A 13068-nucleotide genomic window follows, 5' to 3' on the forward strand; every position below is an offset into this window, starting at 1 on the left:
CGGCCGCCGATTTCCTCCGCCTGCGGCGCGCCGGCGAGAACGGCGGCGCGGATAGCGGATGGCTCTTCCGACCGGGGATTGTCGTCGGTGACGATCACATGGTCGGACAGGTCGGCCGCGACCTTGCCCATTTGCGGCCGTTTGCCCGCGTCACGATCCCCGCCCGCGCCGAACAGGGTGATGAGCCTGCCCTTCGTATGCGGGCGCAGCGCCTCGATCGCGGCCTTCAGCCCGTCCGGCGTATGGGCATAGTCGACATAGACCGGCGCGCCCGCCTTGCTGATGACCGCGCGTTCCAGCCGACCACGCACCGGCTGCACCCGCGCCAGCAATTCCAGCACCTTGGCAGCGTCTTCGCCGCCCGCGATGACCAACGCCGCGGCGGTCAGCGCGTTGGCGGCCTGATAGGCGCCGATCAGCGGCAGGTTGACCTTGTAGCTCTTGCCGTCCGCTTCGACCGCCAGCGTCTGGCCCAACTGGGTCGGGGTGCGGTTGGCGAGCCTGAGAGCCTGCCCCTGCACCCCGACGCTCAGCACACGAAGCCCCCGCTTCGTAGCCCGCGCGATCGCCTTGTCCGACCATATGTCGTCGGCCCAGATCACGGCCGCGCCACCCGGCGTCACGACCTCGTCGAACAGCCGCATCTTAGCGTCGAAATAGCTGTCCATGTCGCCATGATAGTCGAGATGATCGCGCGACAGGTTGGTGAAGGCGCCGGCCTGCACCGGCAATCCTTCGGTGCGATATTGGTCCAGGCCATGGCTCGACGCCTCGAACGCGGCATGGGTGATGCCCTCGCGCTTGAGACCAGACATATTGGCGAGGAAGGTGGCGATGTCCGGCGTGGTGAGACCGGTCGATACCTGGTCCACCGAGGTGGTGACGCCCAGCGTGCCGATGGAAGCGGATTTGTGCCCCAGCATCCGCCAGAGTTGCCGCGCCAGTTCAACCGTGCTGGTCTTGCCGTTGGTGCCCGTGACGGCGACGGTCACGTCGGGAAAAGGCGCGAAATAGCGCGCGGCCATCAGCGCGAAGAGACGGCGGGGATTGGCGTGGGCGATGTGGATCGCACCTTCCACCCTGGCTTCCGGGCGAGCGACCACGGCGATGGCGCCTGCCTTCACCGCGTCGGAAATATAATCCTCGCCATTGACGCGCAGCCCCTGGAAAGCGCCGAAGATGGTGCCGGGCGCGACCTTGCGATTGTCGATCGCAAAGCCCGTGACGGACGTGTCGAGGCCGGCGGTTACGCCGACCTCGACATCCAGCTCCTCGATTAGCGACCCGAGGCGCATCACTCTTTCTCCTTGTCGCCGTGCAACAGCGGCATCAAATCGGAAATATCCACGTCGCGCTGCTCATCGGGCAGCACGCCCAGCATCGGCCCGGTCCGTTCGATCACCCGCTTGACCACCGGCGCGGCGGTCCAGGCGGCGGTACGCAGGCCATATTGACCCGTCGCCTCGTCCATGATCGCAAGGACGACATAGCGGGGATTGTCCATCGGGAAGGCAGAAGCGAAAGTCGTCACCAGCGAAGTCTTGTTGTAGCGCCCTTCCTGGGGCTTTTCGGCCGAACCCGTCTTGCCGCCCACCCGGTAGCCCTTGGCGTCGGCGCTACGCCCTGTACCTGCCGACACGATCATCCGCAACAGTTGCCGCATCCGCGCGCTGGTGGCGGCCGAAAAGACGCGCCGTCCCGGCGGCACTTCATCGGGGCGCAGCTTGCGCACCGTGGCCGGGCGCCACATGCCGCCATTGACCAGCGCGGCATAGGCGGTGGCCAGATGCAGCGGCGTGACCGCGATGCCATGGCCATAGGACACGGTCATGCTGGTGATGCGGCCCCAGTTGGATGGCCACAGCCCCCCTGCCCGTTCATTGAACTCGATCGGCGCGCGCTGATCGAAGTCGAGGCTGCGGAACAGGCGCTGCAAGGGTTCCGCCCCCATTTCATCCGCGATCCGGGCGGTGCCGATATTGGAGCTGTGCACCAATATTTCGGGCACGTTGAGCCAGCGGCCGAGCGGATGGTCGTCCTTGATGCGAAAGCCCGCGACAGCCAGCGGCGCGGTCGCGTCATAGCGTTTGCTCATCGACGTCACGACGCCCGCATCCATGGCCGCTGCGATCGACAGCGGCTTGAAGGCGGAACCCAGTTCGTAGCGCGCCTGCACCATATGGTTGCACAGCGGCGATTCGGAACAGCGCGTGCCGGCGTAGCTTTGAATCTTGTTGGGATCGAAGACGGGGATCGATGCCATTGCGATCACTTCCCCGGTGTTCACGTCGAGGATGATCCCGCCCGCCCCCTTGGCGTGGGTCTGCACCAGCTGGGCATAGAGTTCGCTTTCCAGCGCGCCCTGGACGCGGCTGTCGATGGACAGCGCGAAGGGCTTGCCGCGCTGGGCACGGTCGATCAGCCGGTCGTTGAATGCCGCCTCAGCGCCCATGCCGCCCACGCCTTCGCTATTGGGCGCAAAGCCGAGCACATGCGCCGCCAGCGTGCGCTGGGGATAGAGCCGTTCCTTTTCGCGGGGGAATTCGATGCCGATCTCACCCAGCGCGTTCACCGCCGCAACCTGTTCGGGCAGCGCGCGACGGCGCAGATAGGCCCACCCCTTGCCGGTCAGCTTCTTGTAAAAGGCGGCCTGGGACTCTTCGGGGAAAATCTCATGCAGCTTGCGCGCCAATTCGGCGGGATCGCCGATCAGCTTGGAGGGCCGCACCGAAATGGAATAGGCGTCCATCGTCCGCGCCAACGGCACGCCATTACGATCGACGATATCCGCCCGTGCGGGGACGAACGGCCCCAGCGGTCCGTCATTGCCGGCCCCATGCGCAAAAATGCCGACCCAAAGGAGTCGGCCGATCAGCACCATGGTAATGACCATGAACAGGATGAGCAGCAACATCAGCCTGTTATGGGCGATGGCGGTCAGGTTGACCCGTTGCCTCCCGGCGCGCGGCCCCCCAGGCTGGACGATGATGGTCGCCATCAGCGCGCCCCTTTCCGTTTTTCGCGCGCCGCCCGCGCGGTGAGGTCGCCCAAGGTGCTGTCGTCCAGCAGCTTGGCGTCCAGCATCGCCATCCGCTCCGCCTTGCGCGCAATGGGGTTGGGCTTTGCCACGTCGGCCTCCGCCTTTGCCTGCTGAACCGGCGCGCGCGAAGCGGACGAGGGGGCGGGCTTGGCGAGCTTGTCGACATTGTCTGCGGCATGGGCTTCGCGGATGATCGCGATGTCGCTGCGGATCTGGGTCGCGGCCGGGCTTTCGGGGGCCTTTTGCGGTGCGGACGGCAGGTCCGCCGGGGTTTCGACCATCGCGACCATCACCGGGGGCGCGACATAATCGGGTCCGTTGGGCTGAACGCCGTCGAGTTGCGCCAGGGCGCGCTCGCCGCCCAGATATTGCTGGGCGGTGGGCGTGGCGTAGAAAAAGTCATGCTGGTTCCAGCTTTCCAGCTGCCGCATCGACGCGCGGGCGCTGAATTCCGTTTCCAGATAGCGAATATCCGCCTTTGTCGCCGCGATCTGCGAATGCACGCGCATCAGTTCGTTGCGCTCGGTCGCGACCTTGAGCGACACCATATAGGCGCCCAGCGCGCCCAGCGCGACGAGGATCACCCAGATCAGGCTCTGCAATCTCTTGACGGCGATCATGCGCGGCTACTCCGGGTGGATGAGAAGGCGGCGGCGGACGTGCGGACGGCGCTGCGCAGCGTGGCGGACCGGGCGCGCGGATTGCGCGCCAGTTCCTCCGCGCCGGGCCGCACCGCCTTGGCCGGCTTGGCGAAGGTGGGCGCCGGACCGGCCGCGCGTTGGGGCAGATGCCTGGACCCTGCCCCCTCGCTGCCGCTGCGACTGCGCAGAAATTGTTTAACGATGCGGTCTTCCAGGCTGTGGAAGGTGACGATCGCCAGGCGGCCGCCCTCCTCCAGCAGCGCTTCGGCCGCTTCCAGCCCGCGCTCCAACTCTTCCAGCTCGCGATTCACATGGATACGGATCGCCTGGAAAGTGCGGGTGGCCGGGTCTTTCTTGTCATGCGGCTTGTAGCCCAGCGCGCGGCGCACCACGGCGGCGAGCTGGCCGGTCCGCTCCAGCGGGCGCGCATCCACGATCGCGCGGGCGACCCGGCGTGAGCGCGGCTCTTCGCCATAGCGATAGATGACGTCGGCGATGTCTTCTTCCGGGGCCGTGTTGAGGAAATCGGCGGCGCTCATGCCGTCCTGGCTCATCGTCATGGTGAGCGGACCGTCGGACTGGAAGGAAAAGCCGCGCTCGGCCCGGTCGAGCTGCATCGAGGACACGCCGATGTCGAGCGTGACGCCGGCCACCTTGTCGATGCCGCGCTCCGCTAGCAATTCCGCCATCCGCGAAAATTCGCCGGAGATGAGCGTGATGCCATGCGCGTCGGCCACAGCCTGCCCTTCACCGATCGCATCGGGGTCGCGATCGAAGGCGAAGACGCGCGCGCCGACGCGGGCCATGGCGCTGCTATAGCCGCCCGCGCCGAAGGTGCCGTCGACATGGATTTCGCCAGGGGCAATGGCGAGGGCGTCGAGCACTTCGTTGATCAGGACGGGAATATGGGGGGCTGTGGCTGCCTCGCTCATTTGCCGCCCTCCGCCCGGGCGTCGATCCAGCGCTTCACCTTGTTGCGGATCAGGGCCGGGCGATCGGGGTTTGCGACCAGCGCTTCAGGCTTCCAGATCTGGAAGTAGCGACCCACGCCATAGAAGAACACCGCGTCGGTAATGCCGGCTTCTTCCTTGATATCGGGGTGCAGGAAGAAACGACCGCCGTCGTCGAAATTCACGTCCTCGATCGTGCCCAGGCGATTTTCGCGTTCCAGATCGCCGTTAAATGGCCGATCGGCCGCACGCGCCAGCCGCTCCAGCTCATCGACCTCTTCGAACAGGAACTGCTTGTGCGACAGGCCGAAGCCGGTGGCGCAACCATTGTCGAAATGGACAGACAGGCAGAGGCGGTTTTCGCCGCCGCTGGCCTGCTTGACCAGCTTGCGCATCTCCAGGGGCAGCACGAACCGGCCTTTGCCGTCCGCGACGCTGAATGCGTTGCCCGAATAGAGAATGACGTCCGACACGCTGGAACCAGGCCCCTTTTGTCCGGGACGCAGGCCGCCCTTCGCCGGAATCGCGAAGAGACCATCCGGCGCACAGGACTGCACAAAGCCTGACGAACCCCAATACTGGTTTTCCTACCAAGCATAGGGCCGACTGAAAAGGGAAAAGTCGGGATCGGATGGGAAAACCCGGTTAAAAACGGGATGAATAGTGTTCTGCTCGTTTTTTCAAGTTATTTTCACTTTTTGTTCCGATCTGCCATGTGCAAAATTCCGACGCAGCAGCATCGTACCCAGCATGGCCCAGCCTGTCCCAACCAGAATCGCCCAGCGCAACCCGGCGATCACATCGTGCGGAGTCCGCATCCAGCGCCGCTCACCGGAAATGGGAGCGCCAAGCCAGTCGGCGATAAGCGCGGGCGTATCGGCCACCCAACCGCGCGGATCGAGCGGCCGTGCAGGATCGGCCAGCCAGAGCCGGTCGTCGATCAGGTCGGCGTCGCCCAGCAGCAGCGCCTCGCCCCGACCAAGGCGCTTGCGCTGCATGGCCGCGCCGTCGAACATCCAGGCGCCCGAAAGGGTGAGGAGATGGCCATCAGCGGTGAAATGGCGGCTTTCCTGATCCACGAGCAAGCCGGGCGCAAAGCCCCAATGCGCCAGCAAAGGCCCTAGCAGGCCGGCCGAGGGCGGACGGCGGCGATCACCCAGCGGCAAAGTGGAAGGCCAGCGGAGCAGCGGATCGGCTAGGATCAGCGCTGTCCCGCCCGCCCTGACCCAGTCGTCGATCGCGACCAACTGCTCAGGCGTCAGCGCGCGGGGCTGGGCGACCAAGAGCGCGCGTGCGCCCGACGACGCCAGTTGCAGCGGATCGTCCAGCGGCTCCACGGCGAAGCGAGTTCGCAGCACGGTGACGATCGGCGCGTCGCGCGGGCCGTTCCCAGCCTGTCCCGGCTCGACCCAGAAGAGCGGCAGGGCAGTGAGGACGGCAAGTTTCGGACGGTCGGGCGCAGCCGCGATGGGCTGCGCCGGGCCTCGCCAGATGAGCAAGGCGGAAAGCGCCAGCAGAAAGGCGCCAATGCCTCGCCCCGGCCAGCCGCCCTTCATGCGGACCGGAACTGGTCGGAACTCGACAGGCGGGGGCTGGCGGAGCCATGCGCCGCCGAAAACCGCCAGCAAGGCTATCGCCACCAGCCCGAGCGAGGCGCCTGCCGGGGGCGTCTGCGCCGCCGCCAGGGCGCAGAAAATCAGTGCCGGCCCAGCCGCTCCCACCGCTACCCAGGCGAGCGCCAACCGCCCGCATCGCGCGAGCAGCAGGCCGGCACCCGCCAGCAGGATGGCAGCCGCAATGCCCCAATCCCAGGGGTCAGCCTGCCCGGTCGACCAGGCGCGCCACACCCCCGCCAGCAACAGAGCCAGCATCGGCAGCCACAGCCAGAGGAATCCCTTCAGCGCCGCCGACATGGCGGGCATTCCCCGGCCTCGCGCCATGGCTAATTGGGTTGCTGCATCGAATCATTGTCCAGCGGCTGCGCCGGATCGCGGTCCATCGGCTTGTTGAGATTGGGGTCTGGCTGCAGGTCGGGAACAACCGGCGCCTGTTCGGGGGCGGGTTGCACGCCGAGTTCAGCCAACGGCTCCTTGGGCGCGGGCACGACGGCGTTGGTAGCGAGCGCGGGAGCGACGGGCGGCGCCATCGCGGCGTCGTCGATTCGCGCCTTTTCGATCACGATGTTCGCCAGCCCCACGAGCAGTACGACACCCGCCAGACCGGTGAGGCCGATCTGGACGCGCTGCAACCCTTCCTGACGGCGGGGTGTCTCAGCCATGTTCGCGCTCTTATGTTCGTCTACGCCGCGACCCGTGTCGGCGGTCATGCAGTGTGCGCGAGCCAAGGGAAGACCGTCAAGCCCTTCGATTCGAGCCATTGGCGATTATAGAGGGTCGAAAGATAGCGGAACCCGGTGTCGCACAGGATCGTCGCGATCCGCTTGCCCGGCCCCAACTGCTTGGCCAGCGCTACCGCGCCCGCGACATTGATGCCCGACGAAAGGCCCAGGCACAGCCCCTCTTCAGAGAGCAGGCGGCGCACCCAGTGGAGGCCTTCCTCATCCGAAATGCGGAACTGGGTATCAATCGGCGCCCCTTCCAGATTGGCGGTGATGCGCCCCTGGCCAATCCCTTCGGCGACCGAGGAGCCTTCCGCCTTCAACTCGCCATGGGCGTAATAATTGTACAGCGCCGCGCCATGGGGATCGCTGAGCGCGATGGTCACGCCCTCGTCCCTGGCCTTGAGGCCCAGCCCCACGCCCGCAATCGTGCCGCCAGTGCCGGCTGCGCAGGTGAAACCGTCGATCCGCCCGTCCATCTGGGTCCAGATTTCCTCGGCCGTGCCGACGATATGGGCCTTGCGGTTGGCGATATTGTCGAACTGGTTGGCCCAGATCGCATTTTCGGTCTCTTCGGCGATGCGGCGGCTGGTGTGGACGAAATGGCCGGGGTTGGAATAGGGCGCGGCCGGCACGGTCACCAATTCCGCCCCCAACGCGCGCAGCGTATCCATTTTTTCCCGACTCTGCGTCTCGGGCATGACGATGATGGTCTTGTAACCCTTGGCATTGGCGACAAGCGCCAGACCAATGCCCGTATTGCCCGCGGTCCCTTCGACAATGGTGCCGCCGGGCTTGAGCAGCCCCCTGGCTTCGGCGTCGTTGACGATGAACAGCGCCGCCCGGTCCTTGACCGAAGCGCCGGGATTGGCGAATTCGCATTTGGCGAAAATGTCGCAGCCCGTCTCTTCGGACGGACCGGCAAGGCGCACGAGCGGCGTATTGCCGATGAGCGCGAGACTGTTGGATGGGAGCAGCATGGGCCACGCATAGCGGAGCCGGTGCGACTTTGCCAAGCAAGCGAATGACGCAACAGGAAAAGGGCCGGTTTCCGGGTCACGTTAAGGCTTCCCTCCGCCGGCGTCCCAACGCGGCACACCGCAAATCAGGGAAGGAAAGAATCGACGATTTCGCGTAAGGGCTTGGGCCGCGGCACCAGGTCGCGCTTTTTTTGCAGGACGGGCCAGGATGCGAGTGGCGATAACAGGGTGGAAGGCGAAGGGCGGCATCGCCGTTCTGGCGCTTTGCGCGCTGGCCGCACCGCGCCTGATCACGGCCGCGCCGCTCGATCTGCTGGAGGGCGCGCCGCCGCCGATCGATCCGGCAGAGCAGCCCGGCGACAATTTCCCCGGCTCCGCCTTCTTCTTCGCGGAAGGCGCCTTCGACCCCGTACCGGGCGTCGAAACGGTGCGGAGCCAGCATGTGCTGGGCCTGGACGCCGTGAAGGCCGCGCCTGCCGCGATCTTTCGCGGCATCACCGCGCTCGACAGCTATCGCGCGCTCAACTGCCTTACCAACGCCATCTATTATGAGGCCGGGAATGAGCCGGAAGACGGGCAACGCGCCGTTGCGCAGGTCGTGCTCAACCGCGTGCGCAGCGGCTTATGGCCCGACAGCGTTTGCGGCGTCGTTTATCAGGGGTCCGAACGGGTCGATTATAAATGTCAGTTCACCTTCAGCTGCGACGGATCGATGGCGCGTATGCCCATGGCGGCGGCCTGGGCGCGCGCGCGGCGGATCGCGCAGGCGGCGCTGGGCGGTTTCGCCTATGCCCCGGTCGGCCTCGCCACCCATTATCATACCCTGGCCGTGCGCCCCGACTGGTCCGCGACACTCCAGCCGGTCGCCGTGGTGGGCGCCCATATCTTCTATCGCAATCCCGGCTTCAACGGCACACCAGCCGCCTTCAGCGCCGCCTATGCGGGCCGCGAATTGATTTCCGGCCCGGCCCGCCACGCATGGCCGGCCAAACCGGCGGTTCCCGCGGACTATTGGCCCGCCGCCGCAGCCCCCCTCGCCCCCCCGGCCCCTGGGTCGCCAGCGCCCGCCGCAGCCGCACCGGGCTGGACGCAGCCGCCCGCGCGCGCCACTCCGACGCAAGAGGATAGCCTGCCGGAATCGACGATCCGCCCGGAATATCGCAACAGCGGCCGGCCGCTGATCTGAGTTTTTTTGGGGTTTTCTTCGGTTAATATGCGGAAAACCACCTAAATAATTAAAATTTAACAGAAATAAAAATCGGCCTGTCACGCAGATGCCCGGAACCTAATCGGCTGGTCGGTGGTTCTGCACTTCGGATAGCAAATCTTTTGCCCCCCGCTCTTGCTATCCACAAAATATGAGCCCGGAACGTTTCTCCCCCCGACGCGTTCCGGGCTCAGACTTTTTGGAACCAACCTCCTGAAATCTTTATTATTTACGCCTTCGGAACGGATTGGCCGGAAGAAGGTTTTCCATTGCGTCGCCAGCATGGCTCGCCATGCGGCAACAGATTTTAAGGAGATTATCAATGGCGAAGACAATATTGACCGCCTTGTTGCTTACCGGGTCGCTGATGGTCGCCGCCTGCAACACGGTGGAAGGCGCCGGTCGCGACGTTCAGAGCGCGGGCCAAGCCGTGGAAGACGCCGCGGATTAAGCGGTTTCGCGTATTTCATTACCCCCTCCCTAGCATGGGCTCGCCGGGCAGACGGCGGGCCCTTTTTTTGTTCACCAGCAACGCGTGGCTGTCGATCGGCCCGAAAATGCGAAAACCCGGCCCTTCTTCCGAAGAACCGGGTTGTTCCGTTTCGCAAACCGCCCGCTCAGCGGATATGCTTCAGCCCTTTTTTTCCGGCGGCAGGGTGATCTTCACGCTCTCGCCATTCTGGCCGGGGAAGTTGGTGAACATCGCATCGATCAGATTCGGCACCAGATAGGTCAGCTTGTTGGAGAGCGACTGGGCGCTCGCCTTGCCTTCGAACAGGCGACGATTATCGGCCGCGCGATCAATCTTCACGCTGAGATCGCTGGTATAGACGGTGTAGCTCGACACATCGGTATAACCGTTCGAGCCGAACAGCCAGGGATCATAGAAACCATAGCCCCAGGGACGGCCCCAGCGGCCACGCCAGCCCCAGCCGCCATAGGGGTCGCCAAAGCCAGTAGACCGAACTTTTTCCCGGCCGGTATCGACGTCATAGGCGACGCGGACGATCAGGTCGGCACGGGCGGGATCGCCGGCCGCGACATAACCGGTCTGCGCCAGACGCTGGCCGACCAGATCGGCATAATGAGAGAATTCCAGCCCACCTGCGAGTTTGGGATCGTCGGCAACGACCGCGAAACTTTGCCCCGCCGGAGCCGGGAGTTGCTGGAAACGGGCGACATCAGCCTTGAAAGAGGTAGCACAGCCCGAAAGCGCCACCAGCGCTAGAGCGGGCGCCGCAATTAGGCCGAACTTCTTGAAACGGGTCATTTTTCTGCGTCCTGTGACAGGCGTGAAGCCTAGGTTCATTCTTGCGCCCTTCCCTAGCAAAAGGCAACTGAACATCGTTTGAACGCGCGATGAGACCGAATGGGCGCAAACCATGTTCTCGCCTGCAAGGACGATGCGGGCGGGCAAAAACCGTCATGTCGCTGGGAAAATGCCGGCCGCTGGCACAGCGGACCAGCAGCCGGCCGTTCTCCTCGCTTCAGCGCATCAAACCCATCGCGTCATAGGCCGCGCGCAGGGTCGGCTCGGCCGTCGCCGCCGCCTTGGCCGCGCCCTTGTCGAGGATGGCGTCGAGGGCTGCGTCGTCGGTGCGCAGTTCCAGGAAGCGTTCGCGAATCGGGCGCAGCGTTTCGACCAGCACTTCGCCGAGCGCCGGCTTGAACGCGCCGAAGCCCTTGCCGGCGAAATCCGCGCAGACCGCATCCGGCGTCGTGCCGCGCAAGGTGGCGTAGATGCCGACCAGGTTATTCGCTTCGGGACGACCCGCCAGCCCGGCGGCGGTTTCGGGCAGCAGTTCCTGGTCGCTTTTCGCCTTCTTCACCTTCTGCATGATGGCGTCGTCATCATCGGTCAGGTTGATGCGGCTCATGTCGCTGGGATCGGACTTGGACATTTTCGCCGTGCCGTCGCGGAAGGACATGATCCGCGCCGATTCCTTCGGGATGATCGGATCAGGCAGGGTGAACAGTTCCACACCGAAGTCGCTGTTGAACTTGGCCGCAATGTCGCGCGCCAGCTCCAGATGCTGCTTCTGATCCTCCCCCACCGGGACGTGGGAGGCATTATAGAGCAGGATGTCGGCGGCCTGGAGCACGGGATAGACGAACAGGCCAATGGACGCGCCTTCGCGATCCTTCCCCACCTTGTCCTTGAACTGGGTCATGCGGTTGAGCCAGCCGATGCGCGCAGTGCCGTTGAGCAACCAGCACAGTTCGGCATGGGCAGGCACGCGGGCCTGGTTGAACAGGACAGAACGGTCCGGGTCGATGCCGGCGGCGACGAGCGCGGCGGCCATGTCGCGGACGTTGCGAATACGCTGTTCGCGCCCTTCATGCACGGTGATCGAATGCATGTCAGCGAGGAAGAAGAAGCACTGGCCTGGCGTTTTTGTCGCCATGTCCGCGTCCGCTACCACGGTGTCCATCTCATCCTGCATCCGCACCCAGTTGCGGATTGCGCCCAGATAATTGCCAAGGTGCAGATTGCCGGTCGGTTGGATGCCGGAGAGGACGCGCATTCTTCTATCCATTCTCTTCTCGTGGTGCGGTTGCGCCCCGTCGGCGCAGCAGCGCCTTGAGGTCGGACAGCCGATAAGCGCCCGTGACGAAGGATGCCAGTCCGTAAAGCGCCACCCCTGCGCCCACCAGCAGGGTCAGGGCGACATAGCGCTGGATCATCGCGCCGGTCAGCCAGGGATCAAGCAGCCCCTCCCCCGCCCAGAGCGCCCCGCCCATGATGAGCGCGGCGAGGGCGAGGCGGGGAATGCGCCGGCGCAATCCGGCATCGGCGGCGAAATGGCCACGCTTCACCAGCGTCGTGTAAAGCATCGCGACGTTGACGGTGGACGAAAGCGCAGTGGCGAGCGGCGGCCCGACATGGCCCAAAGTCGGGATCATGGCGAGATTGCCGGCGATGTTGATGACAATCGACAGCATCGCATAGCGGACCGGGGTGCGAGTGTCGCCGCGGGCATAATAGCCCGGCGTCAGCACCTTCACCAGCACATAGCTGGGCAGGCCGATCGAAAAGGCCGACAGCGCCCAGCCGCAGCGCATCGCGTCTTCGGGCGTGAAGCGACCATATTGGAACAGGCCGCGCACGATCGGTTCGGCCACCGTCAGGAAGGCGACGGTGGCGGGCAGGGTCAGGAACAGGGCGAGTTCGATGCCCCGATTCTGCGTCTCCATCGCGGCGGCATCCTCGCCATTTGCCAGCATCCGCGAAATGGTGGGAAGGAGGATGGTGCCAAGGCCGATGCCGATCAGCCCCAACGGCAACTGGTTCAGCCGATCGGCATAATAGATATAGGTGATGGAGCCCGACGCCAGCAGCCAGCCCGACAGGGCGGTCGAAATCAGCAGGTTGATCTGCGACGCGCCGGCGCCCGCGGCAGCGGGCACGATCAGCCGCAATAATTGCTTCACGTCCGCGTCGAAACGCGGTCGCTTCAATCGCATGGAAACGCCCGCGCGGCGGCAGGCCCAGAGCAGCCAGAGCAGTTGCAGGGCGCCGCCCACTGTCACCGAAATCGCCTGCACCCGCGCGGTTTCATATTCGTCGGCGCCATGGAAGAACCAGAGGCCAGCGATCATCGCGAGGTTGAGCAGGATCGGCGCCGCGGCGTTGATCCAGAATTTTCCGAGCGAATTCAATATGCCGCCCAGCAGCGACGCCAGGCTGATGAGCGCCAGATAGGGAATGGTGATGCGCGACAGGGCGACGGCGAAGGCGAATTGCGCCGCGCTGGGATTCTGGCGGGAAAAGCCGCCCGATAGCGCCCAGGTGATCGGCCAGGCAGCGGCGATCAGCAGCAGGGTGAAGAGGATCAGGACCGGCAGCAGCACCGCCAGCGCCCGCTCAGCAAAATCATAGCCAGCCGGCAGGCCGCCCTCCCCCGCCCCTTT

The 13068-nt window shown here is 65.1% G+C and carries 13 protein-coding genes; 2 read left to right on the forward strand and 11 right to left on the reverse strand.

Annotated features, from left to right (window positions below; all coding sequences use genetic code 11):
- From C100_RS26885 to C100_RS26915, 8 genes are all read right to left on the reverse strand, one after another.
- Nucleotides 1-1295, reverse strand: a 1295-nt coding sequence (locus tag C100_RS26885) for a UDP-N-acetylmuramoyl-L-alanyl-D-glutamate--2,6-diaminopimelate ligase (protein ID WP_031308561.1), incomplete at its 3' end; no start/stop codon positions are given.
- On the reverse strand, nt 1295-2998 hold the full coding sequence (locus tag C100_RS26890; RefSeq protein WP_024018112.1) for a peptidoglycan D,D-transpeptidase FtsI family protein: 1704 nt from the start codon (nt 2996-2998) through the stop codon (nt 1295-1297). The genes C100_RS26885 and C100_RS26890, both read right to left, overlap by 1 nt.
- On the reverse strand, nt 2998-3660 hold the full coding sequence (locus C100_RS26895; RefSeq protein ID WP_024018113.1) for a hypothetical protein: 663 nt from the start codon (nt 3658-3660) through the stop codon (nt 2998-3000). Before C100_RS26895 ends, C100_RS26890 begins: the two co-directional genes overlap by 1 nt.
- Nucleotides 3657-4613, reverse strand: a complete 957-nt coding sequence (rsmH, locus tag C100_RS26900; protein WP_024018114.1) for a 16S rRNA (cytosine(1402)-N(4))-methyltransferase RsmH — start codon at nt 4611-4613, stop codon at nt 3657-3659. The genes C100_RS26895 and rsmH overlap by 4 nt, the downstream gene beginning before the upstream one ends.
- Nucleotides 4610-5104 carry a division/cell wall cluster transcriptional repressor MraZ gene (locus C100_RS26905; protein WP_031308562.1) on the reverse strand — a complete coding sequence of 165 codons (495 nt, stop codon included), beginning with the start codon at nt 5102-5104 and terminating at the stop codon, nt 4610-4612. The genes rsmH and C100_RS26905 overlap by 4 nt, the downstream gene beginning before the upstream one ends.
- A gap of 207 nt (nt 5105-5311) precedes the next feature.
- Nucleotides 5312-6544 carry a Gldg family protein gene (locus C100_RS0123850; protein ID WP_031308563.1) on the reverse strand — a complete coding sequence of 411 codons (1233 nt, stop codon included), beginning with the start codon at nt 6542-6544 and terminating at the stop codon, nt 5312-5314.
- A gap of 29 nt (nt 6545-6573) precedes the next feature.
- The gene (locus C100_RS26910) at nt 6574-6909 is read right to left on the reverse strand and encodes a hypothetical protein (protein ID WP_052028210.1); all 336 of its coding nucleotides are present in this window, start codon (nt 6907-6909) and stop codon (nt 6574-6576) included.
- A gap of 44 nt (nt 6910-6953) precedes the next feature.
- The gene (locus tag C100_RS26915; protein WP_024018117.1) at nt 6954-7949 is read right to left on the reverse strand and encodes a cysteine synthase A; all 996 of its coding nucleotides are present in this window, start codon (nt 7947-7949) and stop codon (nt 6954-6956) included.
- A gap of 208 nt (nt 7950-8157) precedes the next feature.
- Between C100_RS26915 and C100_RS26920 the strand changes: the two genes are divergently transcribed.
- Complete coding sequence (locus C100_RS26920; protein WP_024018118.1) at nt 8158-9135, forward strand: cell wall hydrolase; 978 nt, start codon at nt 8158-8160, stop codon at nt 9133-9135.
- 343 nt (nt 9136-9478) lie between these two features.
- Nucleotides 9479-9607, forward strand: a complete 129-nt coding sequence (locus C100_RS26925; RefSeq protein WP_024018119.1) for an entericidin A/B family lipoprotein — start codon at nt 9479-9481, stop codon at nt 9605-9607.
- 180 nt (nt 9608-9787) lie between these two features.
- On the opposite strand, the gene C100_RS26930 is transcribed toward C100_RS26925, so the two are convergent.
- From C100_RS26930 to murJ, 3 genes are all read right to left on the reverse strand, one after another.
- Nucleotides 9788-10426, reverse strand: a complete 639-nt coding sequence (locus C100_RS26930; RefSeq protein ID WP_024018120.1) for a DUF4136 domain-containing protein — start codon at nt 10424-10426, stop codon at nt 9788-9790.
- Between the two features lie 217 nt (nt 10427-10643).
- Nucleotides 10644-11681, reverse strand: coding sequence for a tryptophan--tRNA ligase (trpS, locus tag C100_RS26935; protein WP_024018121.1), 1038 nt, complete (start codon nt 11679-11681; stop codon nt 10644-10646).
- A 4-nt stretch (nt 11682-11685) separates the two neighbouring features.
- The coding region (murJ, locus tag C100_RS26940) for a murein biosynthesis integral membrane protein MurJ (protein WP_024018122.1) at nt 11686-13068 on the reverse strand (1383 nt) is incomplete at its 5' end.

It is taken from the genome of Sphingobium sp. C100 (genome assembly GCF_000508185.1).
Lineage (GTDB): Bacteria > Pseudomonadota > Alphaproteobacteria > Sphingomonadales > Sphingomonadaceae > Sphingobium.

Bases quoted from the DNA above. Each gene is read 5' to 3' on its own strand.
- C100_RS26890 (WP_024018112.1), bottom strand. From the start codon at position 2,998: ATGGCGACCATCATCGTCCAGCCTGGGGGGCCGCGCGCCGGGAGGCAA.
- rsmH (WP_024018114.1), bottom strand. From the start codon at position 4,613: ATGAGCGAGGCAGCCACAGCCCCCCATATTCCCGTCCTGATCAACGAA.
- C100_RS26925 (WP_024018119.1), top strand. From the start codon at position 9,479: ATGGCGAAGACAATATTGACCGCCTTGTTGCTTACCGGGTCGCTGATG.
- C100_RS26915 (WP_024018117.1), bottom strand. From the start codon at position 7,949: ATGCTGCTCCCATCCAACAGTCTCGCGCTCATCGGCAATACGCCGCTC.
- C100_RS26895 (WP_024018113.1), bottom strand. From the start codon at position 3,660: ATGATCGCCGTCAAGAGATTGCAGAGCCTGATCTGGGTGATCCTCGTC.
- trpS (WP_024018121.1), bottom strand. From the start codon at position 11,681: ATGCGCGTCCTCTCCGGCATCCAACCGACCGGCAATCTGCACCTTGGC.
- C100_RS0123850 (WP_031308563.1), bottom strand. From the start codon at position 6,544: ATGTCGGCGGCGCTGAAGGGATTCCTCTGGCTGTGGCTGCCGATGCTG.
- C100_RS26910 (WP_052028210.1), bottom strand. From the start codon at position 6,909: ATGGCTGAGACACCCCGCCGTCAGGAAGGGTTGCAGCGCGTCCAGATC.
- C100_RS26930 (WP_024018120.1), bottom strand. From the start codon at position 10,426: ATGACCCGTTTCAAGAAGTTCGGCCTAATTGCGGCGCCCGCTCTAGCG.
- C100_RS26920 (WP_024018118.1), top strand. From the start codon at position 8,158: ATGCGAGTGGCGATAACAGGGTGGAAGGCGAAGGGCGGCATCGCCGTT.